Consider the following 26,937-nt stretch of genomic DNA (forward strand, 5'->3'; position numbering starts at 1 on the left):
ACTTCCTTGTTTGGATTGCTAGTTGCGCGGAAGCAAAATCCTAACAGTACTTCGGAAGTCTGAGTGGGTGGTTGTGTTTCGATATTTGTTGTTGAAAAGTTCAAGTTGAGTTGTAAATAGAGTTGTAAGTAGAGAGAACATCCCTGTTCGCTCTACTTGCTAGCCATTGTGCTATCAGGCAAGTTCTGCCGCATCTTCACTGCGATGCAACGCGACCTGGCGGATCGACAAACGAATATCCGCCGGCAACACACGTTTGGCCGCACCTTCGGCCAATTCACCGAGCAGTTCGTGGTAGCTGAGCTTGCCGGCCTCGTCGCGACGCAGCACGTCGAGGTCGAGCAAGGTCTGGATGAAGTGACGGAACAAGCTCTTGTCGAAGAACTCCGGGGCGTTGAGGCCATGGAGGATCGACAGACGCTGGGCCATGACCGTGCAGAGGTCTTCCAGTTCTTCGGCGCTGATGCTGTTCTGGCCACTGTTGAGCAGCAAGGACACGGTCATGTAGAAACGTTGCAGGGTCTGCGCGATGCTCTTCGACAGCAGCGTAAGCAGCACGAAATGCCGCGAACTCGGTGCCGGACGCAGGTAGACATCCTTCTCGAAACGCAGCAAGCCTTGCTCGACGAACGCCTCCAGCCATTGATCGACCACACCGTCGAGTTCATCCAGCGTCCAGCGAATAAACAGCTCCGACTGCAAGTACGGGTACAGCGCGCGGGTGTAGCGCAGGATCTGTTCGCGGCTCATGCGCGACGCACTCTGGAAGAAGCTCGCCAGCAGCGCCGGCAGGGCGAAGATGTGCAGCACGTTGTTGCGGTAGTACGTCATCAGGACGGCGTTCTGCTCATCCAGATACAGAATCTTGCCCAGCGCATCGTTCTGCTCGGCGAGCAGGTCCATGTCTTTTACATGCTCGATCAACGCGCGGCCGTCGCCTTCCGGCAGCGTGGTGTGCGGCGAATACGGGACTTTGCGCAGCAGCGCCAGATACAGATCCAGCACTCGCGCCATGGCGCGATCATCGAGCGCCAGACGCGTAGTCGACAGCAGCGCCAGCGCTACCAGATTGACCGGGTTGATCGCCGCCGCTTCGTTCAAATGCTGCGCGACCTTCTCGCCGAGGCGGTTGGTGGTTTCGTTGAGCCACGCCGGTTTGTACTGCGGGCCGAGTTCCTGCTGGCGCCAATCCGGTTGCTCGGCGTCGAGGAATTCCGCCAGCTTGATCGGCTCGCCGAAGTTCACCGCGACTTGACCGAAGCGCTGCTTCAGCGCGCCGATGACTTTGAAAATGTCGAAGATCGATTCTTTCTTCTTGCTCGCCCCGCGCAGTTCGCCGAGGTAGGTACGTCCCTCCAGCACGCGCTCGTAACCGATGTACACCGGTACAAACACGATAGGCATGCGCGACGAACGCAGGAAGCTGCGCAGGGTGATCGCGAGCATGCCGGTTTTCGGTTGCAGCATGCGCCCGGTGCGCGAGCGGCCGCCCTCGACGAAGTACTCGACCGGGAAGCCTTTGGTGAACAGGGTGTGCAGGTATTCGTTGAACACCGAGGTGTACAGCGGATTGCCCTTGAACGTGCGGCGCATGAAGAACGCGCCGCCACGCCGCAGCAGGCTGCCGATCACCGGCATGTTCAAGTTGATCCCGGCGGCGATGTGCGGCGGGGTCAGGCCGTTGCGGAACAGCAGGTACGACAGCAGCAGGTAGTCGATGTGGCTGCGGTGGCACGGCACGTAGATCACTTCGTGACCCTGGGCGACCTTCTGCACGCCTTCGATGTGGTTGACCTTGATGCCGTCGTAAATCTTGTTCCAGAACCAGCTCAGTACTACTTCAAGGAAACGAATCGCGGTGTAGGTGTAATCCGAGGCGATCTCGTTGCCGTAGCGCAAGGCCTGAGCCTTGGCTTTCTCCGGGGAGATGTTTTCGCGCTCGGCTTCGTCGAGGATCGCTTGCTTGACCAGTGGCTGGTTGAGCAGACCTTTGACCAGGTTGCGACGGTGGGAAATGTCCGGGCCGATGACCGCTGCTTTCAGATTGCGGAAGTGCACGCGCAGGATCCGCAGGGCCATGCGCACAGTGCGCTCGTGGCCCTTGTTGTGCTCGATCAGCTCGCGCAGGTGAATCGGTGCGGAGAATTGCACGCGGGTTTTGCGACCGAGAACAATGATGCTCAGCAGCCGACGCAGACGCCCGGTGACGGCCCAGCTGTCGGCGAACAGCAGCTTCCATGGACTGTTTTCGCTGTCGGGCGACTGGCCCCAGAACACGCTGACCGGAATGATCTGCGCGTCTTCGGCAGCGTTCTGGGTGAGGGCGCTCACGAGGCGAGTAAGGGTCGGTGGTGCGCCGCGTTTGTCCTGGCGCCCGAGCCAGTCCGGGTCCGGCGTCAGGTAGAAAAACGCCGCCGGTTCAATCAGCGAACCCACCGACACCGGCAGCACCGGACGCGGCAGGCCGGCCTTGGTGCACTCAGTGTCGACCACCGCCAGATCAGTCAACGAGGGGTTTTGCAGGACGTAGAACACCGGACGACTGCGGTCGAGGTTGAGGGTGAACGACGACTGGTTGATCGTCTCCGAGCGAACCCAGAGGTACAACAGTCGGCGCAAGGTGCCAAACACAAGACGACGGAACGGGGAGCGGGTCATACGGCTTCTGCGTGAGTGGATAAAACCGAGCGTTTGCTCGGGCGGTCGATAGTGTGCCGTATTGGACGAAAATCGGCAAAAAAGCGGCGAAGTAATCTCCTGTTGAGACTTTTCGCACCTGTCATATACTCGGCGGTCTGTCGCCGGGGCCCTTTTATGGACGTCGGACGCAGGTTGATGTTCCGCAAAGGCTTTCCTGCGAAAAGCCTGTTCAATAATAAAAAAGGAGTATGAACAGATGGCAACCCGTGAAACCGGCAACGTGAAGTGGTTCAACGACGCCAAGGGCTACGGCTTTATCCAGCGCGAAGACGGGGTGGACGTGTTCGTGCACTACCGCGCGATTCGCGGCGAAGGGCATCGGTCGCTGACTGAAGGCCAGCAGGTCGAGTACGCGGTGATTACTGGCGAGAAGGGTTTGCAGGCTGAGGATGTTGTAGGCCTGTAACCTTGAAGATCAAAAGATCGCAGCCTTCGGCAGCTCCTACAGGTGTACACATGACCCTGTAGGAGCTGCCGAAGGCTGCGATCTTTTGTGTTTAAGCGGTTTTCCAGGTGATTTCTTCTTCACCGTCTTCGCTGATGCGCATCCAGCGATCCGCCGTTTCCTCGCCTTCTTCCTCAACCCACGTCCCCGGCGCGCAACGCACTTCCACGTTCAGCGCAGCAAATGCCGCGCGGGCGCAGGCGATGTCGTCGTCCCATGGCGTCTGGTCGCTTTCCAGGTACAGGCTGTTCCACTTGCCCACGGCTTTCGGCAGCCAGGTCACCGGCACATTACCGGCCTTGCACTTGTAGGTCTGACCTTTCTGTACCCAGTCGGTGCATGGGCCCAATGCGGCGCCCAGCCAGGCCGAAATGGCCTTGTGGTCGACGTCGGCGTCTTTCAGGTAAATCTCGATGTCCGGTTGGCGCATGGATGTCCTCACTGCGGGTCTGAAAAATCCACTCGCGGATTTAGCCGGCCCCGGGCACTCGCCCGAGACCAAAAGTTATTGAAGAACGAAATAATCGTAGCGCATCGACACGGTGGTCTCGAACGGCTCGGCCTGTTCGATCACCGCCGCGCGACGCTCGGCGCTGGCGCGCCAGCCGTGGGGTGTCATCGCCAACAGGTTGGCGCGATCCTCGGGCTTGTCCAGCGTCAGCTTGAATTCCAGGGTTTCACTGTGCGCCAGCGCCATGCCTTCCGGCACCAGGGCCAGATGCTTGTCGTCGGTGTACTCGCGCACTTCGTCGTACAGGCGTTCGCGCAGTTCCATCAGATGGCCGCTGGTCGGGCCGACTTTCATCAGACCGCCGCCGACGCTGAGCAATCGCTTGGCTTCTTCCCAATCCAGCGGGCTGAAAACGCTGGCGAGAAACTGGCAACTGCCCGACGCCAACGGCACGCGGGCCATGCTGGCGATCAACCAGCTAATCGCCGGGTTGCGTTTGCAAGCGCGTTTGACCGCTTCACGGGAGATGTCCAGCGCGTAGCCATCGGCGTTCGGCAGGGCCTCGGCGATTTGCGCGGTGTAATAACCCTCGCCACAGCCGATGTCGACCCAACGGCCCGGCGCATAACTCGCCGCCAGCTCGGCCAGACGCTTGGCCACCGGCGCGTAATGGCCGGCGTTCAAAAAGTCGCGGCGCGCCTCGACCATGGCCTGGTTGTCGCCAGGGTCGCGGCTGTTCTTGTGCTGCACCGGCAGCAGGTTCAGATAACCTTGGCGCGCACGGTCGAAGCGGTGGCCGGCGGGGCAGACCACGCCGTTGTCCACCGCATTCAGCGGCTCACTGCAGATCGGACACGCGAGCATCAGGCGAGCAACTTGATCAGGGTCTGATAGTAGATCTCGGTCAGTACGTCGAGATCCGCCGCCAGCACGCGTTCGTTGACCTGGTGGATGGTCGCGTTGACCGGGCCCAGTTCAACAACCTGTGTGCCCATGGTCGCGATGAAACGGCCATCGGAGGTACCGCCGCTGGTCGACGCTTTGGTCTCGCGACCGGTGATGTCCTTGATGCTCGCCGACACCGCGTCGAGCAGTGCGCCCGGTTCGGTGAGGAACGGCAGACCGGACAGCGCCCAGTCGATGTGCCAGTCCAGATCGTGTTTGTCGAGGATGTCGGCCACGCGTTTCTGCAGGCCTTCGACGGTTGATTCGGTGGAGAAGCGGAAGTTGAACACCGCTACCAGATCGCCCGGAATCACGTTGGTCGCGCCGGTGCCGGAGTTGACGTTGGAGATCTGGAAACTGGTCGGCGGGAAGAAATCGTTGCCGTGATCCCAATGTTCGGCGGCCAGTTCGGCCAGCGCCGGAGCGGCGAGGTGGATCGGGTTCTTCGCCAGATGCGGGTAAGCGACGTGACCCTGAATGCCTTTAACGGTGAGCTTGGCACCGAGCGAGCCGCGACGGCCGTTTTTCACCACGTCGCCCACCAGCGTGGTGCTCGACGGTTCGCCGACGATGCACCAGTCCAGACGCTCGTTACGCGCGGCCAGACGCTCGACCACAGCCTTGGTGCCGTGGTGCGCCGGGCCTTCTTCGTCGCTGGTGATCAAGAACGCGACTTTGCCTTTGTGATTCGGGTAGTCGGCGACGAAGCGCTCGGCGGCCACGGTCATCGACGCCAGGCTGCCTTTCATGTCCGCCGCGCCACGGCCGCAGAGCATGCCGTGTTCATCGATCAGCGCGTTGAACGGGTCGATCTGCCACGCGGTGACCGGGCCGGTCGGCACCACGTCGGTGTGGCCGGCGAAGCACAGCACCGGGCCGTCGTTGGTGCCGTGGGTCGCCCAGAAGTTATCCACATCTTCGATGCGCATCGGCTCGAGGCTGAAACCGGCATCGCCCAGGCGCTGCATCATCTGCTTCTGGCAATCGGCGTCGACCGGCGTCACGGACGGACGGCGGATCAGGTCGATGGCGAGTTGGAGGGTCGGCGAAAGGTCGGCGTGGGCCGTCATGTAATAACTCCGGGGTGCGCACGGTAAACCTGTAGGAGCTGCCGCAGGCTGCGATCTTTTGATTTTGTTTCTTGAAATCAACAGCGAGATCAAAAGATCGCAGCCTGCGGCAGCTCCTACCGAGTTTGTTGGCATTGAAAAAGGCGACCATTCTAATGCAAAACGGCGACCCGAAGGCCGCCGTTTGACGTTATGCAACAACCAATCAAGCGGCGGCAGGCTCAGGTTTGGCCGCAGGTTTCGGTAGCGACGACAGGAACGCCATGATCAGCGCCGCCAGATACGGCAGCGACTGCACCAGCAGCATCACCACCCAGAAACGCATGTCGTTGCTCGGCATGCCGTTGACCAGGTAGATCCCCAGCGCCGCGCCCCACAACAGCAGCATGATGAACAGCTCTTCACGCGCTTCGGAAATCGCCACCCAGAAACCATGGTTGTCGGCGTTTTTCGGTGTGCGGAAGAACGGAATGCTGGTGGTGAAGAAGCCGTACAGCACCGCTTTGGCGATGGTGTGCGACAACGCCAGCCCGGCCAGCGCGGCGCAGAAGGCATCTTTCAGGTTCACGCCGACGGCGCGACGGTAGAGGAAGATGATCTTGCCGACCTTGAACACGAACAGCGCCAGCGGCGGAATTGCAAAGATCAGCAGCGGCGGATCGACCCGCTGCGGCACGATGATCATCGCCGCCGACCACAACAGCGCGCCGACGGTGAAGAAGATGTTCATCCCGTCCGCCACCCACGGCAACCAGCCCGCGAGGAAGTGGTAACGCTGGCCGCGTGTCAGTTCGGTGTCCTTGCCGCGCAGCAGGCTGCGGGTGTGGCGCTTGATGATCTGAATCGCACCGTAAGCCCAGCGGAAGCGCTGCTTTTTGAAGTCGATAAACGTATCCGGCATCAGACCCTTGCCGTAGCTGTCGTGGTAATACGCCGCCGACAGGCCTTTTTCGAACACGCGCAGACCGAGTTCGGCGTCTTCACAGATGCACCAGTCAGCCCAACCCAATTCTTCCAGAACCGACCGACGGGTCATGGTCATGGTGCCGTGCTGAATGATCGCGTCACGGTCGTTACGAGTGACCATGCCGATGTGGAAGAAGCCTTTGTATTCGGCGTAGCAGAGCTTCTTGAAGGTGCTTTCGTTCTGGTCGCGATAATCCTGCGGCGACTGCACCACCGCGATTTTCGGGTCGGCAAAGTGCGGCACCATGTGCTTCAGCCAGTTCGGGTGCACGCAGTAATCGGAGTCGATTACGGCGATCACTTCGGCGTCTTTGGCGGTGTGCGGAATCAGGTAGTTCAGCGCGCCGCCCTTGAAACCGGCCAGGGGCGAAACGTGGAAAAACTTGAAGCGCGGGCCGAGGGTTTCGCAGTAGTCACGCACCGGTTCCCACACCGCCGGGTCCTTGGTGTTGTTGTCGATGATCAGGACTTCGTAGTCCGGATAATCGAGGGCGGCGAGGGCGTCGAGGGTCTGTTTGACCATCTCCGGCGGCTCGTTGTAGCACGGCACGTGGATCGAGACTTTCGGCCGATAGCTGGAGTCGCCTTCGACCGGCAGGAATTCGCGCCGACGCTTGTGAATCCACACCGCTTCGGCCAGTTCATGCGCCTCCGTCAGCAAGACGATAAACACCCCGAGCGCACCGAGCGCCAACAGGAAGCCCACCGTCAAACTAAACCACGTGCTGTATTGCAGGCTGTAGTCGTAACCGATCCACACCAGCACCGATCCGCAAAGGAAGGCGATAAAGGTCAGGAAGATCCGCCCACGCTGACGCAGGGCCGAGCCGTCGATCATCAACAGGGTCAGCGACAGCAGCGCCAGCACCACCGAACCGATCGCCAGCACGCGCCATTGCGGAATCGCCACGACCGGGCCTTCGAAGTTGAATTTCTGCTGACGCGCGGCGTTGAACACGCCCCAGTACGCGCCGACCGAACCTTCGTCGCTGGCCTTCCACGGCTGGTCAAACGCTTCGATCACGAAGTAGTTGAAGCCTTGGCGGTTGAGCTTGTTGACCAGGTTGCGCAGGTAGATCGCTTGATCCGCCGGCGATGCATCGGCGCCACCGCGCATGCGACCGTTGCTCGGCCAGCCGACCTCGGAGAGCAGCAGCGGTTTTTTCGGGAAGAGCTTTTTCAGGTCGCGGGCGCGGTCGAAAACGAACTGCCCGGCCTTGTCGACCGGAATAAATTCCCAGTACGGCAGAACGTGCGCAGCGATCAGATCCACGTGCTTGGCCAGCTCTGGGTGTTCTTCCCAGACGTGCCATTGCTCGGAGGTGGTCACCGGCACTTTCACCGCAGCGCGCACACGATCGAGCAATACGCTCAGCTCTTGCGCAGTGATTTCCTTACGGAAGATCGCTTCGTTACCGACCACCACGCGAACCACGCTACGCGAAGTATTGGCCAGTTCGATGGCGCGGGTGATTTCCCGTTCGTTGCGTTCCTGATCGGGGCTGATCCAGATCCCCAGCGTCACGCGCAGGCCGAATTCTTCAGCGAGTTTCGGGATGTCTTGCAGCGAACCGTCGACCGAGTAGATGCGGATGTTGTCCGTCAGCTTGCTCATGATCTCCAGGTCGCGGCGCATTTCTTCGTCAGACGGATACTGATCCTTCTGCGGATATTGTCCCTGCTGGAACGGCGAATAGGAGAAACCGGAGATCTGCTCCGGCCAGTTCGGCGCGGAAACCGGGCGATTGATCAGCGCCCAGAAACCGGTGAACAGGGCAGCGATTGCCAGAACCACCACCAGGTTGAGTCCAAATTTACGCGATGACATAGCTATTTCGGGTTCCAAAGGCTGTGGAACGAAGGATCGGTCGGCTAGACGCCCGAGGGGCGCGCATCCTACACCGGCAGTCCGCCAGTCGTACATCTGACAGGGAAATGCCCGACATTGGGCAGCCGACTTTGACTTAAGTTCTTACACTTGTAGCTCGAAGCTTAAAACTTGTCGCTGTGTAGCCCTATAATGCGCGCCGGTTTTTGGGGTAATGGTCATGAGTACAGAAGATCCGCGGTTTGCAGGCATCGCCCGTTTGTATGGCATCGAAGGCCTGGCGCGTTTGCGCGCGGCGCATGTGGCGATCGTCGGCGTCGGTGGCGTCGGTTCCTGGGCGGCGGAAGCCATGGCCCGTTGTGGCGTCGGCGAGATTTCGCTGTTCGACTTAGATGACGTCTGCGTCAGCAACGCCAATCGCCAGTTGCACGCGCTGGACAGCACCGTCGGCAAGCCCAAGGTCGAGGTGATGGCCGAGCGTCTGCGCGGGATCAACCCGGATTGCACCGTGCACGCGGTGGCCGACTTCGTCACCCGCGAAACCATGGCCGAATACATCACGCCGAACATCGACTGCGTGATCGACTGCATCGACGCGGTCAACGCCAAGGCTGCGCTGATCGCCTGGTGCAAGCGCCGCAAGATTCAGATCATCACCACGGGCGGCGCCGGTGGGCAGATTGATCCGACGCTGATTCAGGTGTGCGACCTCAACCGTACGTTCAACGACCCGCTGGCCTCGAAAGTGCGTTCGACGCTGCGCCGTGATTACGGTTTTTCGCGCACCGTGACCCGTCATTACAGCGTGCCGTGTGTGTTTTCCACCGAGCAACTGCGTTATCCGAAGCCGGATGGCAGCATTTGTTTGCAGAAGAATTTTGTCGGTGACGGCGTGAAGTTGGACTGCGCGGGTGGATTTGGCGCGGTGATGATGGTCACGGCGACGTTTGGCATGGTTGCGGCGACCAAGGCTGTGGACAAGATTGTCGCGGGTGTTCGGCGCCCGGCGGAGCGGGTCAAACCTCAGGTTTGATCTGAGTGGCTGATGGCCTCATCGCTGGCAAGCCAGCTCCCACAGGTATTGGGTAAGTTCACTGCAGCTATGAACACCATAGAGCCCTGTGGGAGCTGGCTTGCCAGCGATGGCGATTAAAGGGCCAGCTCATTCATTCGCTGGAGCACGGCATTCAGGCCATTGCTGCGCGAGGGCGATAGCTGGCGCGAAAGGCCGAGCTGATTGAACCAGTCCGGCAGATCAACTTGCTGCAACTCAGCCGCCGACAAGCCGTTAACCCGCAACAGCAACAGCGCCACCAACCCGCGAATCATCCGCGCATCGCTACTCGCCGCGAACTGCCAGTGACCATCACGCAATTCCCCCACCAGCCATACCTGACTCTCACAGCCATGCACCCGGTTGGCCTCGCACTTGTCGGCATCGCCAAGCGGCGGTAGACGCTCACCAAACTGCATCAACAACCGCGCCCGCTGTTCCCAGCCTGCGGCATTCTGAAAAGTCTGCAGCGCTTCGGCGGCTTCGACCGGCAAGCTCATCGCAACAGCTCCAGCGCCTGATCCAGCGCTTCAAAGAACCGTTCCAGATCCTCCGAATCGTTGTACAACGCCAGCGACACACGAATCGCCCCGGCCAGCTCGAAGCTTTTCAGCAACGGCATCGCGCAATGATGCCCGGCGCGCACGGCAATACCTTGTTCGGTCAGCAAGTGCGCCAGATCAGCGTTGTGCACGCCTTCGACGATGAAACTCGCCAGCGCCAGTTGCGGCTTGCCGAGCAGGCGAATGCCGTTACGCGCCGCGAGGCCACGCAGCAAATAATCATGCAGCGCCACTTCGTGGGCCGACACCGCGTCCTGATCCAGCCCGGCCAGGTAATCGAGCGTCGCGCCGAGGCCGATCACGCTGGCAATCGGCGGCGTGCCCGCTTCAAAACCCAGCGGAGCAGGGCGGAAGCGCGCGTCGTGATAGTTGGCTTCCAGCACCATTTCGCCGCCAAACTGCCAAGGCTTCAACTGCTCAAGCGCAGCGTTGCGCCCGAACAGCACGCCCAAACCATCCGGCCCATACAGCTTGTGACTGGAAAACACATAGAAGTCGCAACCCAGCACTTGCAGGTCATGTCGACCGTGAACCACACCTTGCGCGCCATCGACCACGGTCAACGCGTTTTGCGCCTTGGCCATGCCCAGCAGCGCCGGCAATGGCTGCCAGGCGCCGAGCACGTTGGACAACTGACTGACCGCCAGCAATCGCGTGCGCGGGCCAATCAAATGCACAGCCGCAGCGAGGTCGATCAAGCCGTCGGCATCCAGCGGCAAAATCACCAGTTTCAGGTTGCGCCGTTGCGCCAGTTGCTGCCACGGCAGCAGGTTGGCGTGATGCTCCAGGGCGCTGATGACAATTTCATCGCCCGGGTGGAAAAGATGTTCCAGGCCATAAGCCAGGAGATTCAGCGCGCTGGTGGCGCCGTGGGTAAAGATGATCTGCCCGCTGTCACCGGCATTCAGCCACTGCGCAACCTTGCGCCGACTGTCCTCAAACGCCTGCGTCGCGTGAGCGCCGGGCAGGTGTTGCGCACGGTGCACATTGGCCGCGCCATTGGCGTAGTAATGCGTCAGCGCGTCGAGCAGGGCCTGGGGTTTTTGCGTGGTGGCGGCGTTGTCCAGATAGGTCTGGTCTTGCCGTTGCAGCGCGGCGATGGCCGGGAAATCGGCACGCCAGGGGGAGGGAATCATCATCTGTTCAGCCCTGTGAACTTGGGCGGATATACACCGCCCCTTGTAGGAGCCGAGCTTGCTCGTGAAGCTTTTGGCGGCCTCAAGGACGCCTTCGCGAGCAAGCTTTGCTCCTACAGAAGTCGGATTAGGCTGCTTAGTTGTGAGCGTGCAGCGCTTCGTTCAGTTCGATCGCCGATTTGTGGGTTTTGCATTCCACAGCACCGGTTTCCGAATTGCGACGGAACAGCAGGTCAGCCTGACCGGCCAGCTCGCGCGCCTTCACAACTTTAACCAGATTGTTGTTTTCGTCGAGCAGCGCAACCTTGGTGCCGGCGGTCACGTACAGGCCCGACTCAACAGTGTTGCGGTCGCCCAATGGAATACCGATACCGGCGTTGGCGCCGATCAGGCAGCCTTCGCCAACCTTGATGACGATGTTGCCGCCGCCCGACAGGGTGCCCATGGTCGAGCAACCGCCGCCCAGATCGGAACCTTTGCCGACGAATACGCCAGCTGAAACGCGGCCTTCGATCATGCCCGGGCCTTCGGTGCCGGCGTTGAAGTTGATGAAACCTTCGTGCATCACGGTGGTGCCTTCACCGACGTAAGCGCCCAGACGCAGACGCGCCGCGTCAGCGATACGCACGCCGGCCGGAACCACGTAGTCGGTCATTTTCGGGAACTTGTCCACCGAGAATACTTCCAGCAGGTCGCCACGCAGGCGAGCTTCCAGTTGCAGTTCGGCCAGTTCGCTCAGGTCGATGGCGCCCTGGCTGGTCCAGGCAACGTTCGGCAGCAAAGGGAAGATCCCGGCCAGGCTCACGCCATGCGGCTTGACCAGACGGTGCGACAGCAGGTGCAGCTTGAGGTAAGCCTCAGGCGTCGAGGTCAGCTGTGCATCTTCGGCCAACAGAGTGGCGACCAGCGGCTTGTGGCTCTCGGCCAGACGGGTCAGCAGCTTGCCTTGTACGGCGTCGATGGCTTTCACGGCTTCAGCCAGTTGCGCCGCCTGAGCGGTGGTGAAGGTGATGGCCTGGTTGCCTTCGGTGTAACCGAGGATCGGCGCGACAGCGGCGACCAGTTCGGCCGATGGGTTGAGCAGTGGCTGTGCGTAGAACACTTCCAGCCACGCGCCTTGACGGTTCTGAGTGCCGACACCAAAGGCGATGCTGAACAGGGAATTGGACATGTAAATACACCTCTACAAAGAGTGACGGGCTGCTTACTTCAGAGCGGCCGCGTAGATATCTGGCTTGAAGCCAATCAGGGTTCGGTCACCGAGATCGAGCACCGGGCGCTTGATCATCGAGGGTTGAGCGAGCATCAGCTCGATGGCTTTCGACTGGTCGAGATCGGCTTTGCGTTCGTCGTCGAGTTTGCGAAAGGTCGTGCCTGCGCGGTTCAACACCGTTTGCCAGCCGTGTTCGTCACACCATTGGCTCAGGTGCTCACGGTCAATGCCGGCGGTCTTGTAGTCGTGAAAGTCATAGCTGACAGCGTGTTCATCAAGCCAGGTGCGCGCCTTTTTCATGGTGTCGCAGGCTTTGATGCCGAAAAGGTGCAACGTTTTACTTGAAACGGTCAAGGAATTGCCCCCTTTACAGGTGCTGGAGAAAAATGGTGACGGATTATGCCATGACCCTTCGGCGAATACGCAAAACCCTGTAGGAGCTGTCGAGTGAAACGAGGCTGCGATCTTTTGATTGTGTCTTTAAAGATCAAAAGATCGCAGCGTGCCGCAGCTCCTACACATTGTTTTGCGGACATCATTTGGGGCGTGTGCGACATAGGTGCAAACGCCAGACGCATGCTAAGCGGCTAATATGGCAGTTCAACGCTGTCGATTGTCTGAGATTTCCGCTTTATGCAAACTGCTTATACCGTCCTGATCCTGCTGATGCTGGTCAGCGTTTCGCGTCTGGTTGGACGGGTCATTCCGCTGCCGCTGCCTTTGGTGCAAATCGCCGCTGGCGCCTTGCTGGCATGGCCGACGCTGGGTCTGCACGTCGCCCTCGACCCCGAACTCTTCCTGTTTCTGTTCCTGCCGCCGCTGCTGTTTTCTGATGGCTGGCGCATGCCCAAACGCGAATTCTGGCATCTGCGCGGGCCGATTCTGACGCTGGCGGTGGGCCTCGTGCTGTTCACCGTGGTCGGCGCCGGTTACTTCATTCACTGGTTATTGCCGACGATTCCGTTGCCCGTGGCTTTCGCCTTGGCGGCCGTGTTGTCGCCGACCGACGCCGTGGCCGTCTCGGCTATTTCGCAGAACCGCTTGCCGACCCCGCTGATGCACATCCTGCAGGGCGAGGCGCTGATGAACGACGCCTCGGGCCTGGTGACGTTCAAGTTCGCCTTGGCCGCAGCCATCACCGGGGTGTTCTCGCTGACCAACGCCAGCCTGACCTTTGTCGTGGTGGCGCTCGGTGGTCTGGCGGTCGGCGTGGCGTTGAGCTGGCTGGTCGGGCGCCTGCGCTCGTGGATGATTGCGCGTGGCTGGGATGATCCCGCGACCCACGTGGTGTTCATGTTGCTGCTGCCGTTCGCTGCTTATGTATTGGCTGAACGCCTTGGCGTGTCGGGCATTCTTTCGGCGGTGGCGGCAGGGATGATGCAGAGCTGGCTCGACTTGTTGCCACGCCAGACCAGCACCCGCCTGCTCAATCGCAGCGTCTGGTCACTGTTGGAATTCGCCTTCAACGGCTTGATCTTCCTGCTGCTCGGTCTGCAACTGCCGGACATCATCAAAGCCGTGGTCAGCCATGAACCGACGTTGTGGCCGACATTGTTCTATCGCTGCCTCGACGTCGTGGCGATTTTCCTCGCGTTGGTATTGCTGCGGTTTATCTGGGTGCAGAGTATCTGGCGTTTGTCGGTGTTGCTGCGGCGTTTGCGCGGTAAAGGCGAGCTGACTCAAGTGCCGACCGCACGTTCCTGCTGGCTGCTGACGGTCGGTGGCGTGCGCGGTGCGGTGACGCTGGCGGGTGTGATGTCGGTGCCGATGCTGATGGGCTCGGAGGCATTTCCCGAGCGCGATCTGCTGATCTTCATCGCCGCCGGGGTGATTCTGCTCTCGCTGATTTCGGCGTGCATCGCGCTGCCGCTGTTACTGCGCGGCATCGAAAAGAGTCCGGACGACAAGCGTCGTCAGGAAGTCCGCGATGCCTGGCGCAAAACGGCTGAAGCAGCGATTCACTCACTGGAAACCGAGGAGCTCCCACCGCAGGATGCCGCTCAAGCGGCGCTGGCGGCAGAGCTCAAGGCGCGGATCATGTCTGAATATCGCCATCAACTTGACGTGTTCAACGATTCCGCCGAAGCGCAGGCGATGGCGTTTCAGATGGACTTGCTGGAACGGCGCTTGCGTCTGAAGGCGCTGCGCGCGCAACGCCTTGAGTTGTACAGCTTGAGTCGTCATCACCAGATTGGTGATGACGTATTACGCGAAGTGTTGGGTGAGCTTGATCTAAGTGAGGCGAATCTGGGTCAGGTTAAATAACTGTTTCCAGTGCGTGGTGAGTTACTTGGGGTAGAGCAGGCTCATCATCTTGATGTCTTTGCTGCTGATCGCGTGGTTGATCGGGTTTTCCCAGTCACCCACGGTCAGATCATTCGATACTGGATGATGCATGATCGATTTGCGATCGTAGTCGGTGTAGACCGCTTCGATCGTGTCAAACGGTGTAAACAGATTGAAGTCGACCTGCGCCGGCGTCAGCGGTCCCATCTCGCGGTTCTGGTAATAGTCGTAGACTTTCGGTTTGTCCCACGGGATGTTTGCCTTTGGGTGTTGATGTTCATGCATGGCGCCCAGCGCATGACCAAACTCGTGGGTCACAATGGTTTCAAAGTCTTCGTGATCCGGTTTGACGCCCAGGTTCATCGTTGGCCAATCCGGATGAATCAGCAATGCATCGGTGCCGAGCATGGAACTGTTGAAGTTGTTTTTGGTGGCGATACGAATATCACCCTGCGTGTCGTCGACAAACTCGAAACTCAAATTGATGTACGGAATCCAGCGAACAGCGGCTTCCATGATCATTCGTTTATGATCGGGATCGGGATTGTCGATAAACGCGATGGTCAGCGTCCGGCCATTGGCCCAGAGCTTTGAGTAGTTGATCAAGGAACGTTTGCGTCGACTGCCCGAGCCGGACTGTGCATTGGCAGGGTTTTCATTAATGGCAGCTGCATAAGCCGCTGCATCATCTGGCCATTGCATGAGTTGGCAATCCTGAAGATCATTCATCTTTTGCTTCTTCCTTGAAGTTGAATTTATTGCGATGAAGTTCGCAACCCAAGATTAAGTCGTGAGCGTCAGGAGGGGGAGTTATTAGTTGTCTTGAAACGTAACTTGGCAGAGCAAGTTACCGTGCCAGATTGCCTGGCACGGTATTGCGGATTATTGCTGGCGAGTGATAAACGCGCGAATGCGTTCCGCCGCTTCAACACATTCCGCCAGCGGTGCAACAAGGGCCATGCGCACTCGGCCGGCGCCCGGATTTACGCCGTCAACATCCCGGGAAAGGTAAGAACCTGGTACTACCGTTACATGCTCTTCGGCGAACAAATCACGGCAGAACGCTGCATCGTCACCGTTCACATTTGGCCACAGATAGAAGCTGCCATCCGGGCGTTGCACGTCCATGACCGGGCTGAGAATCTCCAGTACCGCGTCAAACTTCTCACGGTACAGCGCGCGGTTGGCGCGCACGTGCTCTTCGTCGTTCCACGCAGCAACGCTGGCCAGTTGCGTTTGTACTGGCATCGCGCAGCCGTGGTAGGTGCGGTATAGCAGGAAACCTTTGAGGATGTCGGCATCGCCCGCGACGAACCCGGAACGCAGGCCCGGCAAGTTGGAGCGCTTGGACAGGCTGTGGAAGACCACGCAGCGTTTGAAATCCTTGCGGCCCAGTTCAACGCAAGCGGTGAGCAGGCCGGGCGGTGGCGTTTGCTCGTCGAAGTACAGCTCGCTGTAGCACTCGTCTGCAGCAATCACGAAATCGTATTCGTCGGCCAGGGCGATGAGTTTTTTCAGCACATCGACCGGGATCAGCGCACCGGTCGGGTTACCCGGCGAGCACAGGAACAGGATCTGGCAGCGCTTCCAGATGTCCGGCGCCACCGCGTCGAAATCCGGGTTGAAGCCGTTTTCGTCGAGGCATGGCAGATAATGCGGCTTGGCCCCGGCAAGGAACGCGGCGCCTTCGTAGATTTGATAGAACGGGTTCGGGCTGACGACCAAAGCATCATCGCCGCGATTGACCACGGTCTGAGTGAAGGCGAACAGCGCTTCTCGGGTGCCGTTGACCGGCAGCACGTTGCGCGCCGGATCGATCAAGCCGCTCGGCACGCCAAAACGACGCTCGCACCAGCCGGCGATGGCTTCGCGCAGGGCCGGGATGCCCAATGTGGTCGGATAGACCGCCATCTGATCCAGACTGTTCGCCAGCGCTTCGGCGACAAAACCTGGCGAGCGGTGTTTCGGCTCGCCAATCGACAGGGCGATCGGGCGTTTGTCCGGATTCGGCGTCACGGTGCCGAGCAGGGCGCGGAGCTTTTCGAACGGGTAGGGCTGGAGCTGGTTCAGAGCGTTGTTCATTGGGGCCTCGTTGAATGTGGGAGGGATTGCCTCAATACCCGCCATCCACAAAACCTGTAGGAGTGAGCCTGCTCGCGATGAGGAAGGCTCATTCAATATCCATGCAACTGATGAACCGCTATCGCGAGCAGGCTCACTCCTACAAGGGGTTTGTTGAACAGGCTGGTATCGGAGTCTTCCTTCCCACAGGAGTAATAGTTACTTTAATTCAAATACTGATACGCGAAAGCTTGATATCCGGTTCCTGATTGACGCTCAACTGCTCAACAATCGCATCCTGCAAACGGCTGCACAGCAGCGGATCGGACAGCGGCTGGTTGTGTGCGTCGGTGATAAAGAACACGTCTTCCACCCGCTCGCCCAAGGTCGCAATCTTGGCGTTCTGCAGCGACAGGTCGAACTCGAGGAAAATCCCGCCGATCCGCGCCAGCAGGCCCGGCCGATCCGGTGCGGTCAACTCCAGCACAGTCACCGGGCGCTGCGCATCGTTATGGATCGTCACTTGCGGTGCAAAGGCGAAATGCTTGAGCTGGCGCGGTACCCGGCGCTGAATGATCGTCGGGTAATCGTCCGGGTTGCGCAGTGCTTCGGTCAGGCCTTCACGGATCTGTTTGACCCGCGTCGGGTTGTCGCCGATGGACTCGCCTTCGTTGTCGAGCACGATGTAGGTGTCGAGAGTGAACTGGCTGCTCGAGGTGATAACCCGGGCGTCATGAATGTTCAGGTTGAGCTGATCCATCGCCGCCACGGTCACCGCGAAGAAGTCGTGCTGGTCCGGTGCATAAATGAAGATCTGCGTGCCGCCCTCGAACTCGCGCTGGGTGGTTTCCTTGATCAGCACCAGCGGCCCGCCATCGACAGGCTGTTGCAGGATCGCATCACTGTGCCACGCGACGTCGCCAGCGGTGTGGCGCAGGAAATAGTCATCGCCCAACTGCGCCCACAACTGCTCGACATCGTCCGGGTCGGTGCCGCCGCGCACCAGAATATCCAGTGCGGCGCTCTGGGTCTGGCGGATCTGTTCTTCGCGATCCACCGGGTTTTCCAGGCCACGACGCAAGGCGCGCTTGGTTTCGGTGTAGAGCTGGCGCAACAGACTGGCGCGCCACGAATTCCACAGCGTCGGGTTGGTTGCGTTGATGTCGGCCACGGTCAGCACGTACAGATAGTCGAGGCGGGTTTCGTCGCCGACAGCCTGAGCGAAATCGTGGATCACCTGTGGGTCGGACAAGTCCTTGCGTTGGGCGGTGGTCGACATCACCAGATGGTTCTGCACCAGCCAGACGATCAGGCGGCTGTCCCACACCGGCAACTGGTGGCGCTGGCAGAACGCTTCGGCATCGACCGCGCCGATCTCCGAGTGATCGCCATGCCGGCCCTTGCCGATGTCGTGGTACAGACCGGCCATGTAGATCAGCTCGGGCTTGGGCAGCTTGGCCATCAGCTTGGCGGCCAGCGGGAATTTCTCCGAGACCTGCGTGTACTGCAATTTGCGCAGGTGCTTGATCAGGTTCAGCGTGTGCGCATCGACGGTATAGATGTGGAACAGGTCGTGCTGCATTTGCCCGACGATGAAACCGAATTCCGGCAGATAACGCCCGAGAATGCCGTATCGGTTCATCCGGCGCAGGTTGCGGTGGATGCCGATCTTGCACTTGAACAGCTCGATGAACAGGCTGGTGTTGCGTATGTCGTTGCGGAAGTTGTCGTCGATCAGATGACGGTGCTCGCGCAGCAGGCGAATGGTGTCGGCGCGCACGCCTTTGATTTCCGGCTGCTGGGCCATCAGCACGAAGATTTCGAGCATGGCGAATGGCGTGCGGCGGAATACGTTGTCGTTGCGCGCTTCGATGTAACCGTCATGCAGTTGAAAGCGTGCATTGATCGGCTGTGGCGGCGCCTCGTCTTCCGGCGCGAGGATGACTTCTTCGAAGTGCTGGATGATCAGGTCGCTGAGCTGGGCAATGCTCATCACCACACGGAAATACTGTTGCATGAAGTTTTCGACGGCCTGTTTGGCGTCGTCACCTTCAAACCCGAGCAGCCCGGCAATGGTGCGCTGATGGTCGAACAGCAAGCGGTCTTCGGAACGGCCCGCGAGCATGTGCAGGGCGTAACGCACTTTCCAGAGAAATTCCTGGGAGGAGGCGAGCAGGGCGTTTTCGCTCTCAACGAGGAAACCTTCGCCAGCGAGGGCGCGCAGGTTCAGCGTGCCGTATTGGCGACGCGCAACCCACAGAATCGTCTGAATATCCCGCAGGCCGCCGGGCGAGCCTTTGACGTTGGGTTCCAGGTTGTATTCGGTGTCGTTGTATTTGTGGTGGCGGGCCTTCTGCTCGGCGCGCTTGGCCAGGAAAAACTCCTTGGCCGGCCACATGTGGGCGGTGCTGGTGACATCGAGCATGCGCTGGCGCAGATGCTCGGGGCCGCAAATGGTCCGGCTTTCCATCAGGTTGGTGACCACGGTCAGGTCGGCGCGGGCTTCTTGGGCGCATTCATCGACCGAGCGCACGCTCTGGCCGACTTCCAGGCCGATGTCCCACAGCAAGGTGAGAAACCGTTCGATGGAATCGCGGAAAACTTCGTGGTCGGCGCTGTCCAGCAGGATCAGCAGGTCGATGTCGGAATACGGGTGCAGCTCACCGCGGCCATAGCCGCCGACCGCGACCAGCGCGATGTCGGCGTCTTCACTCCAGTTGAACTGCTCCCAGGCCTTTTGCAGGATGTTGTCGACGAACCAGGCACGGTCTTCGATAAGGCGGCGGATGTCGCGGCCTTGGCGAAAACGCGTGTCGAGAACCTCGCGAGCCTGACGGATCGCCTTCTTGAACGCCGCGATAGGACTCGCTTTCAGAGCCAGTTCAGCCTGGAACTGGCCGCGGTCGAAGAGTTCGGGATCCACCTGCGGCATCGATTGGCTTTCCTTCTATAAGGCTGGGAGCGTTTGCTGGATCAGGCCGAGATGCGCGCGATAGTGTCGTCGGCGCGCAGGGTGAAGATCTCGTAGCCGGTGTCGGTGACCAGCAGGGTGTGTTCCCACTGTGCCGACAGCTTGCGGTCTTTGGTGATCGCGGTCCAACCGTCGCCCAATACTTTGGTGTCGGCCTTGCCCTGGTTGATCATCGGCTCGATGGTAAAGGTCATGCCAGCCTTCAGCTCCATGCCGGTGCCGGCGCGGCCGTAGTGGAGGATCTGCGGCTCTTCGTGGAAAACCTTGCCGATACCGTGACCGCAGAATTCGCGGACCACCGAGAAGCCGTTCTTTTCAGCGTGCTTCTGGATGACTTCACCGATGTCGCCGAGGCGGCAGCCAGGTTTGACGATTTCGATCGCCTTGTACATGCATTCCTGGGTGATCTGCGACAGACGTTCAGCCCAGACCGGCACTTCGCCGACGTGGAACATGCGGCTGGTGTCGCCGTGGTAGCCGTCTTTGATCACGGTCACATCGATGTTCAGGGTGTCGCCGTTTTTCAGCGGCTTGTCGTTCGGGATGCCGTGGCAGACCACGTGGTTGATCGAAGTGCAGATCGACTTCGGGTAACCCTTGTAGTTGAGCGGCGCAGGGATGGCTTGCTGCACATTGACGATGTAGTCGTGGCAGATCTGGTTCAGCTCATCGGTGGTAACGCCCGGTTTGACATGTTCGGCAATCATTTCCAGCACATCGGCGGCCAGTTTGCCGGCGACACGCATGCCAGCGATGTCCTCGGGGGTTTTGAGGTTGACGGTCATACAGGCTCTCTCTGCGCTCGGCGGCGCTTGCTGATACAAATAGGGCGACAGGTGTGCGTTTTGCGACCCTGAAAAACGCGATTCTAACAGACGCACGGCGCAAATCCGCGCCTGCGTGCACCGCTTCTCTCTATACAATGGTGCGTTCGAAGCCGATTCCAAGGGGGCTGTGCCCATGTCCTTGGTGCGAATACAGATTTCGGGTTCCGTTTCTGCGCACCCTGTGGTATAAAATGCGCCGCTTTCCGGGGATACCCCGAAAGGCTTAAATCCACACACGTGTCGACACGATGACCTGGGTGCTTTTGGCTATATGCCACTGGTTGGTCATTGGGATACGTGGAGGCCAAACCCGACTTATTAAGGAACTATCATGTCCCAAGTCAATATGCGCGATATGCTGAAGGCCGGTGTGCACTTCGGTCACCAAACCCGTTACTGGAATCCGAAAATGGGTAAGTACATTTTCGGCGCGCGTAACAAGATTCACATCATCAACCTTGAAAAAACCCTGCCAATGTTCAACGAAGCTCTGACTTTCGTAGAGCGTCTGGCCCAGGGCAAAAACAAGATTCTGTTCGTCGGCACCAAGCGTTCCGCTGGCAAGATCGTTGCTGAAGAAGCAGCACGTTGCGGTTCGCCGTACGTCGATCACCGCTGGTTGGGCGGCATGCTGACCAACTTCAAAACCATTCGTGCTTCCATCAAGCGTCTGCGTGACCTTGAAGTTCAAGCCGAAGACGGTACTTTCGCCAAGCTGACCAAGAAAGAAGCGCTGATGCGCTCCCGTGATCTTGAGAAGCTGGATCGTTCGCTGGGCGGCATCAAGGACATGGGCGGTCTGCCAGACGCACTGTTCGTGATCGACGTTGACCACGAGCGCATCGCGATCACCGAAGCCAACAAGCTGGGCATCCCGGTTATCGGCGTTGTCGATACCAACAGCAGCCCGGAAGGCGTTGACTACATCATCCCAGGCAACGATGACGCAATCCGCGCTATCCAGCTGTACATGGGTTCGATGGCTGACGCTGTTATCCGTGGTCGCAACAATGTTGGCGGCGGCACTGTAGAATTCGCAGCTGAAGAAGCTCCGGCAGCTGCAGCTGAGTAATTGACGCCCTGGCGTTGACTCAGTAAGCAAAAAGGGGGCTTGGCCCCCTTTTTGCCACCTCGAAAACCAATTGTTGGCGCCCACTTGTGGCAGCGCCCGCCCTGTATTTGTAACGTGCAGCGGCTACAAACGGGTTCGGGAAGAATTGAACGCCCGTTCGATCGGGTGGAATGGTTGAAAACCTATCCAAGAGGAATTTGAAAATGGCAGCAATTACTGCAGCGTTGGTTAAAGAACTGCGTGAGCGTACTGGCGAAGGCATGATGGACTGCAAGAAAGCCCTGGAAAAGGCTGACGGCGACATCGAAAAAGCCATTGATGACATGCGTGCTTCGGGCGCAATCAAGGCTGCCAAAAAAGCAGGCAACGTAGCTGCTGAAGGCGCGATCGCTCTGAAAGAAGACGGCAAATCTGCTGTTCTGCTGGAAGTGAACTCGCAGACCGACTTCCTGGCTCTGCAGGACGACTTCAAGGCATTCGTTGCTGAAAGCATTGAAAAAGCCTTCGCTGACAAGCTGACTGATGTTGCTCCGCTGATCGAAGCCCAAGAAGCTGCTCGCCTGGTACTGGTCGGCAAGGTTGGCGAAAACGTCAACATCCGTCGTCTGGTTCGCGTAGAAGGCGACGTTGTGGGTGGCTACCTGCACGGCAACAAGATCGGTGTTGCAGTTGTTCTGAAAGGCGGCAACGTTGAACTGGCCAAAGACATCGCTATGCACGTAGCGGCCAGCAACCCTGAGTTCCTGCTGCCATCGGAAGTTTCGGCTGAAGCGATCGAGCGCGAAAAAGCTGTGTTCCTGCAGCTGAACGAAGAAAAAATCAAAGGCAAGCCAGAAAACATTGTTGAAAATATGGTCAAAGGCCGTATCAGCAAGTTCCTGGCCGAAGCAAGCCTGGTTGAGCAGGCGTTCGTCAAGAACCCTGAAATCAAGGTTGGCGAACTGGCCAAGAAAGCCGGTGCTGAAATCGTTTCCTTCACTTACTTCAAAGTAGGCGAAGGCATCGAGAAGCCGGTCGACAACTTCGCTGAAGAAGTTGCTGCCCAGCTGGCTGCCGCCAAGCAATAAGACAGTTTTCAACTGTCGCCCGAAAGAGGCTGCCCGCTCACGCGCGCAGCCTCTTTTCAGATGGGGTCACCAATTTTTTATTGGTTTCCACTTGGAACTGACTTACAAAGCCATGTTCCGATGGCGCTGAAGCAGCGCCAAGCTAGAGTGAACGCCAGCTGTAAACAGCTCGCAAAGAATTTTTTAATACGCCGCAGGAGAGATTCGCAATGGCTCAGCAGGGCAGTGGTTATCAGGCTCGCTATAAACGCATTCTACTCAAGCTTAGCGGCGAGGCCCTGATGGGCTCGGAAGAGTTCGGGATCGATCCGAAAGTACTGGATCGCATGGCGCTGGAAGTCGGCCAACTGGTCGGCATCGGCGTTCAGGTCGGTCTGGTGATCGGTGGCGGCAACCTGTTCCGTGGCGAAGCCCTGAGCAAAGCCGGTATGGATCGGGTCACGGGCGACCACATGGGCATGCTGGCCACTGTGATGAACGCCCTGGCCATGCGCGATGCGCTGGAACGTGCCAATATCTCGGCCATCGTCATGTCGGCCATTTCCATGGTTGGCGTGACCGATCACTACGATCGCCGCAAAGCCATGCGTCACCTGAACTCCAAAGACGTCGTGATCTTCGCGGCCGGTACTGGCAATCCGTTCTTCACCACGGATTCGGCAGCCTGCCTGCGTGCAATCGAAATCGACGCCGACGTCGTGCTGAAAGCGACCAAGGTTGATGGCGTTTACACCGCAGACCCGTTCAAAGACCCGCATGCCGAGAAGTTCGATCATCTGACTTATGATGAAGTACTGGATCGCAAGCTGGGCGTGATGGATCTGACCGCTATCTGCCTGTGCCGCGACCACAAGATGCCGTTGCGCGTATTCAATATGAACAAGCCTGGTGCCCTGCTGAACATCGTCCATGGCGGCGCTGAAGGCACCCTGATCGAGGAAGGTCAACAATGATCAACGAAATCAAGAAAGACGCTCAAGAGCGCATGCAAAAATCCCTGGACTCTCTGTCCCATGCTTTTGGCCAGATTCGTACCGGCAAGGCTCACCCAAGCATTCTGGGTAGCGTGATGGTGCCGTACTACGGCGCAGACACCTCCATCACTCAAGTGGCCAACATCACTGTGAAGGACTCGCGCACCCTGCAAGTCGTTGCCTTCGAGCGCAACATGCTCGCGGCAGTCGATAAGGCAATCCAGAGCGCTGGTCTGAACCTCAACCCGACCAACCTGGGCGAGTTGTTGTTGATCTCCATGCCTGCCCTGACTGAAGAAACCCGCAAGGGCTTCACCAAGCAGGCGCGCAGTGCCGCTGAAGATGCTCGTGTTGCCGTGCGCAACATTCGTCGTGACGCCTTGGGCGAGCTGAAGAAGCTGGTCAAGGACAAAGAAATCAGCGAAGACGAAGAGCGTCGTGCTGCTGCCGATATCCAGAAGCTCACCGACAAGGCTGAGGCTGATATCGATACAGCTACCAAGCAAAAAGAAGCGGATCTGATGGCCGTATAAGGGTCGAGTTTTTAATGGACAAGACCAAGCAGACTGCGCCGTCCGCGGTGCCGCGCCATGTCGCGATCATCATGGATGGTAACAATCGCTGGGCTAAAAAACGCTTTATGCCGGGTGTTGCCGGGCATAAGGCGGGCGTGGATGCTGTGCGGGCAGTGATCGAGGTGTGCGCTGAGGCCAAGGTCGAAGTGTTGACCTTGTTCGCTTTCTCCAGTGAAAACTGGCAGCGTCCGGCCGATGAAGTCAGTGCCTTGATGGATCTGTTCTTCAAGGCGCTGCGTCGTGAGGCCAAGCGCCTCAACGACAACAACATCAGCCTGCGCATCATTGGTGATCGTTCGCGCTTTCATCCTGAGCTTCAGACCGCCATGCGTGAAGCTGAAACGATGACGGCAGGTGCCAATCGCTTCATTCTGCAGATCGCCGCCAATTACGGCGGTCAGTGGGATATCGCGCAAGCTGCACAGCGTCTGGCGCGTGAAGTCCAGGCCGGGCATCTGCGCCCGGAAGACATCACCCCTGATCTGTTGCAAACCTGTCTGGCCACCGGCGATCTGCCGCTGCCGGACCTGTGCATTCGCACGGGTGGCGAACATCGCATCAGCAACTTCCTGCTTTGGCAGCTGGCTTACGCCGAGTTGTATTTCTCCGACCTGTTCTGGCCGGACTTCAAACACGATGCCATGCGTAATGCGCTGGCCGATTTCGCTTCGCGTCAGCGTCGCTTCGGTAAAACGAGTGAACAGGTCGAAGCTGGAGCCCGGGTTTAATGCTTAAACAACGAATCATCACTGCGCTGATCCTGCTACCGATCGCCTTGTGCGGTTTTTTCCTGCTCGAAGGTTCGGGTTTTGCCCTGTTCATCGGCCTGGTCGTGAGCCTGGGTGCCTGGGAATGGGCGCGTCTGGCGGGCTTTACCGCACAATCGTTCCGCGTCGGCTATGCCGCGGTCGTCGCATTGATGTTGTTCGTCATGTACGTGCTGCCAGGCCTGGCGCCTTGGGTGCTGGGGGCTTCGGTGCTCTGGTGGGCGGTGGCGACGTACCTGGTACTGACCTATCCGCGTTCCAGCGAGCATTGGTCCACGGCCGCCACCAAATTGGTCATTGGCTTGCTGATTCTGCTTCCGGCCTGGCAGGGTCTGGTGCAGATCAAGCAGTATCCGCTGGGTAACTGGCTGATCATGGCGGTCATGGTGCTGGTGTGGGGCGCGGACATTGGTGCCTATTTCTCTGGCCGAAAATTCGGCAAGCGCAAACTGGCGCCCCAGGTCAGTCCGGGTAAAAGCTGGGAAGGCGTTTATGGCGGTCTGGCATTGAGCCTGGTGATCACCGCCGTCGTCGGGCTGGTGCGTGACTGGACGGTTGCCGAATTGCTCAAAGGCTTGATTGGCGCAGCGCTGATCGTTTTCATCTCCGTTGTCGGCGACCTGACCGAAAGCATGTTCAAGCGTCAGTCCGGCATCAAGGACAGCAGTAATCTGCTGCCGGGTCATGGTGGTGTTCTGGATCGCATCGATAGCTTGACCGCCGCCATCCCCGTCTTCGCTGTATTGCTGTGGATGGCTGCGCCGTGAGTCGTCCTCAACAGATTACCGTTCTTGGGGCGACAGGCTCGATTGGCCTGAGCACCCTCGACGTCATTGCTCGTCATCCTGAGCGTTATCAAGTTTTCGCCTTGAGTGGTTTCACTCGCCTGAGTGAGTTGCTGGCCCTTTGCGTGCGTCATGTGCCGCAGTTTGCAGTGGTGCCGGAAGCGATTGCCGCGCGCGGTCTGCAGGACGACTTGCGTGCTGCCGGCTTGCCGACCCGTGTTCTGGTGGGGGAGGAGGGCTTGTGTCAGGTCGCCTCTGCTCCGGAAGTCGATGCGGTCATGGCGGCGATTGTTGGCGCTGCGGGCCTGCGTCCGACGCTGGCTGCGGTCGAGGCGGGCAAGAAAATCCTGCTGGCCAATAAGGAGGCGCTGGTGATGTCCGGCGCCTTGTTCATGCAAGCCGTGCGCAAGAGTGGTTCGGTCCTGCTGCCGATCGACAGCGAACACAATGCGATTTTCCAGTGCATGCCACAGGATTTCGCCCGTGGCTTGAGCTCGGTGGGCGTGCGACGGATCTTGCTGACAGCCTCTGGCGGCCCCTTCCGGCAGACGCCGATGGCTGAGCTGGCGCATGTTTCACCTGATCAGGCCTGTGCGCACCCGAACTGGTCCATGGGGCGCAAGATCTCCGTGGATTCAGCCAGCATGATGAATAAAGGGCTTGAGTTGATCGAGGCCTGCTGGTTGTTCGATGCAAAGCCTGCGCAGGTCGAGGTGGTGATCCATCCGCAGAGCGTGATCCACTCGTTGGTCGATTACGTCGATGGCTCGGTGCTGGCGCAGTTGGGCAATCCTGATATGCGCACACCGATCGCCAATGCCCTGGCCTGGCCGGAGCGCATCGATTCGGGTGTGGCGCCGCTGGATCTGTTTGCAGTCGCGCGGCTGGACTTCGAAGCTCCGGATGAACAGCGTTTTCCTTGCTTGCGTCTGGCCCGTCAAGCGGCTGAAGCGGGCGACAGCACGCCGGCGATGTTGAATGCGGCCAATGAAGTGGCGGTGGCAGCGTTTCTCGATGGGCGGGTTCGCTACCTGGAAATCGCGAGTATCATCGAAGAAGTCTTGAGTCTTGAGCCGGTTGTTGCGCTGGAAGATCTCGATGCGGTGTTTACTGCCGACGCTAAAGCCCGGATTCTGGCTGAGCAATGGCTGAGCCGGCACGGCCGATAGATTTTGCAACAC

Annotated in this window: 23 protein-coding genes; 10 read left to right on the forward strand and 13 right to left on the reverse strand. The window is 59.2% G+C overall.

Annotated features, from left to right (window positions below; all coding sequences use genetic code 11):
• Window positions 1-174: 174 nt before the first annotated feature.
• Complete coding sequence (gene plsB, locus EJA70_RS10695; protein ID WP_158830719.1) at window positions 175-2,658, reverse strand: glycerol-3-phosphate 1-O-acyltransferase PlsB; 2,484 nt, start codon at window positions 2,656-2,658, stop codon at window positions 175-177.
• A 238-nt stretch (window positions 2,659-2,896) separates the two neighbouring features.
• Between plsB and EJA70_RS10700 the strand changes: the two genes are divergently transcribed.
• Entirely contained in the window at window positions 2,897-3,106 is a 210-nt protein-coding gene (locus EJA70_RS10700) for a cold-shock protein (protein ID WP_007908870.1), read from the forward strand.
• A gap of 91 nt (window positions 3,107-3,197) precedes the next feature.
• Here the strand turns inward: EJA70_RS10700 and EJA70_RS10705 are convergent, their stop codons facing one another.
• From EJA70_RS10705 to EJA70_RS10720, 4 genes are all read right to left on the reverse strand, one after another.
• The gene (locus EJA70_RS10705) at window positions 3,198-3,575 is read right to left on the reverse strand and encodes a hypothetical protein (RefSeq protein WP_150594540.1); all 378 of its coding nucleotides are present in this window, start codon (window positions 3,573-3,575) and stop codon (window positions 3,198-3,200) included.
• A 75-nt stretch (window positions 3,576-3,650) separates the two neighbouring features.
• The gene (locus EJA70_RS10710) at window positions 3,651-4,460 is read right to left on the reverse strand and encodes a putative RNA methyltransferase (protein WP_158830720.1); all 810 of its coding nucleotides are present in this window, start codon (window positions 4,458-4,460) and stop codon (window positions 3,651-3,653) included.
• Entirely contained in the window at window positions 4,460-5,611 is a 1,152-nt protein-coding gene (gene dapE, locus EJA70_RS10715) for a succinyl-diaminopimelate desuccinylase (protein WP_122591327.1), read from the reverse strand. The genes EJA70_RS10710 and dapE overlap by 1 nt, the downstream gene beginning before the upstream one ends.
• Window positions 5,612-5,816: 205 nt before the next feature.
• Window positions 5,817-8,405, reverse strand: coding sequence for a glycosyltransferase (locus EJA70_RS10720; RefSeq protein WP_158830721.1), 2,589 nt, complete (start codon window positions 8,403-8,405; stop codon window positions 5,817-5,819).
• 214 nt (window positions 8,406-8,619) lie between these two features.
• On the opposite strand from EJA70_RS10720, the gene tcdA reads away from it, so the two are divergent.
• On the forward strand, window positions 8,620-9,438 hold the full coding sequence (gene tcdA / locus EJA70_RS10725; RefSeq protein ID WP_158830722.1) for a tRNA cyclic N6-threonylcarbamoyladenosine(37) synthase TcdA: 819 nt from the start codon (window positions 8,620-8,622) through the stop codon (window positions 9,436-9,438).
• A gap of 116 nt (window positions 9,439-9,554) precedes the next feature.
• On the opposite strand, the gene EJA70_RS10730 is transcribed toward tcdA, so the two are convergent.
• From EJA70_RS10730 to EJA70_RS10745, 4 genes are all read right to left on the reverse strand, one after another.
• Window positions 9,555-9,959 (reverse strand): SufE family protein, encoded by a 405-nt coding sequence (locus EJA70_RS10730; protein WP_158830723.1) that lies wholly within the window; start codon window positions 9,957-9,959, stop codon window positions 9,555-9,557.
• On the reverse strand, window positions 9,956-11,161 hold the full coding sequence (locus EJA70_RS10735) for an aminotransferase class V-fold PLP-dependent enzyme (RefSeq protein ID WP_158830724.1): 1,206 nt from the start codon (window positions 11,159-11,161) through the stop codon (window positions 9,956-9,958). Before EJA70_RS10735 ends, EJA70_RS10730 begins: the two co-directional genes overlap by 4 nt.
• Before the next feature lie 133 nt (window positions 11,162-11,294).
• Window positions 11,295-12,329 carry a 2,3,4,5-tetrahydropyridine-2,6-dicarboxylate N-succinyltransferase gene (gene dapD, locus EJA70_RS10740; protein WP_158830725.1) on the reverse strand — a complete coding sequence of 345 codons (1,035 nt, stop codon included), beginning with the start codon at window positions 12,327-12,329 and terminating at the stop codon, window positions 11,295-11,297.
• Window positions 12,330-12,362: 33 nt separating this feature from the next.
• The gene (locus tag EJA70_RS10745) at window positions 12,363-12,725 is read right to left on the reverse strand and encodes an ArsC family reductase (RefSeq protein WP_008078454.1); all 363 of its coding nucleotides are present in this window, start codon (window positions 12,723-12,725) and stop codon (window positions 12,363-12,365) included.
• A gap of 279 nt (window positions 12,726-13,004) precedes the next feature.
• Here EJA70_RS10745 and EJA70_RS10750 point away from each other — a divergent pair, with 279 nt between their 5' ends.
• Window positions 13,005-14,636: a Na+/H+ antiporter gene (locus EJA70_RS10750; protein WP_158830726.1), complete on the forward strand. Its 1,632-nt coding sequence runs from the start codon at window positions 13,005-13,007 to the stop codon at window positions 14,634-14,636.
• A 21-nt stretch (window positions 14,637-14,657) separates the two neighbouring features.
• Here EJA70_RS10750 and EJA70_RS10755 read toward each other — a convergent pair whose 3' ends face one another.
• The 4 genes from EJA70_RS10755 to map form a co-directional block, all read right to left on the reverse strand.
• Window positions 14,658-15,359: a M12 family metallopeptidase gene (locus EJA70_RS10755; protein ID WP_256677664.1), complete on the reverse strand. Its 702-nt coding sequence runs from the start codon at window positions 15,357-15,359 to the stop codon at window positions 14,658-14,660.
• A 180-nt stretch (window positions 15,360-15,539) separates the two neighbouring features.
• A complete protein-coding gene (gene dapC, locus EJA70_RS10760) occupies window positions 15,540-16,739 on the reverse strand; it encodes a succinyldiaminopimelate transaminase (RefSeq protein WP_158830728.1) in 1,200 nt (399 codons plus the stop codon).
• A gap of 208 nt (window positions 16,740-16,947) precedes the next feature.
• The gene (locus tag EJA70_RS10765; RefSeq protein WP_158830729.1) at window positions 16,948-19,650 is read right to left on the reverse strand and encodes a [protein-PII] uridylyltransferase; all 2,703 of its coding nucleotides are present in this window, start codon (window positions 19,648-19,650) and stop codon (window positions 16,948-16,950) included.
• Window positions 19,651-19,691: 41 nt separating this feature from the next.
• Window positions 19,692-20,474, reverse strand: coding sequence for a type I methionyl aminopeptidase (gene map / locus EJA70_RS10770; RefSeq protein WP_008081693.1), 783 nt, complete (start codon window positions 20,472-20,474; stop codon window positions 19,692-19,694).
• A 373-nt stretch (window positions 20,475-20,847) separates the two neighbouring features.
• Here map and rpsB point away from each other — a divergent pair, with 373 nt between their 5' ends.
• The 7 genes from rpsB (at window position 20,848) to ispC (ending at window position 26,925) form a co-directional block, all read left to right on the forward strand.
• Window positions 20,848-21,588, forward strand: a complete 741-nt coding sequence (rpsB, locus tag EJA70_RS10775; RefSeq protein WP_008081695.1) for a 30S ribosomal protein S2 — start codon at window positions 20,848-20,850, stop codon at window positions 21,586-21,588.
• A gap of 203 nt (window positions 21,589-21,791) precedes the next feature.
• Complete coding sequence (gene tsf, locus EJA70_RS10780; protein WP_007908856.1) at window positions 21,792-22,655, forward strand: translation elongation factor Ts; 864 nt, start codon at window positions 21,792-21,794, stop codon at window positions 22,653-22,655.
• Window positions 22,656-22,864: 209 nt separating this feature from the next.
• Window positions 22,865-23,608 (forward strand): UMP kinase, encoded by a 744-nt coding sequence (pyrH, locus tag EJA70_RS10785; RefSeq protein WP_003222124.1) that lies wholly within the window; start codon window positions 22,865-22,867, stop codon window positions 23,606-23,608.
• A complete protein-coding gene (gene frr, locus EJA70_RS10790) occupies window positions 23,605-24,162 on the forward strand; it encodes a ribosome recycling factor (RefSeq protein WP_008081697.1) in 558 nt (185 codons plus the stop codon). Before pyrH ends, frr begins: the two co-directional genes overlap by 4 nt.
• Window positions 24,163-24,176: 14 nt before the next feature.
• Entirely contained in the window at window positions 24,177-24,932 is a 756-nt protein-coding gene (gene uppS, locus EJA70_RS10795; RefSeq protein WP_158830730.1) for a polyprenyl diphosphate synthase, read from the forward strand.
• Window positions 24,932-25,738, forward strand: coding sequence for a phosphatidate cytidylyltransferase (locus EJA70_RS10800; protein ID WP_008081702.1), 807 nt, complete (start codon window positions 24,932-24,934; stop codon window positions 25,736-25,738). Before uppS ends, EJA70_RS10800 begins: the two co-directional genes overlap by 1 nt.
• Window positions 25,735-26,925, forward strand: coding sequence for a 1-deoxy-D-xylulose-5-phosphate reductoisomerase (gene ispC, locus EJA70_RS10805; protein WP_158830731.1), 1,191 nt, complete (start codon window positions 25,735-25,737; stop codon window positions 26,923-26,925). Before EJA70_RS10800 ends, ispC begins: the two co-directional genes overlap by 4 nt.
• Window positions 26,926-26,937: the final 12 nt, after the last annotated feature.

It is taken from the genome of Pseudomonas sp. PB103 (assembly GCF_009764635.1).
Lineage (GTDB): Bacteria > Pseudomonadota > Gammaproteobacteria > Pseudomonadales > Pseudomonadaceae > Aquipseudomonas.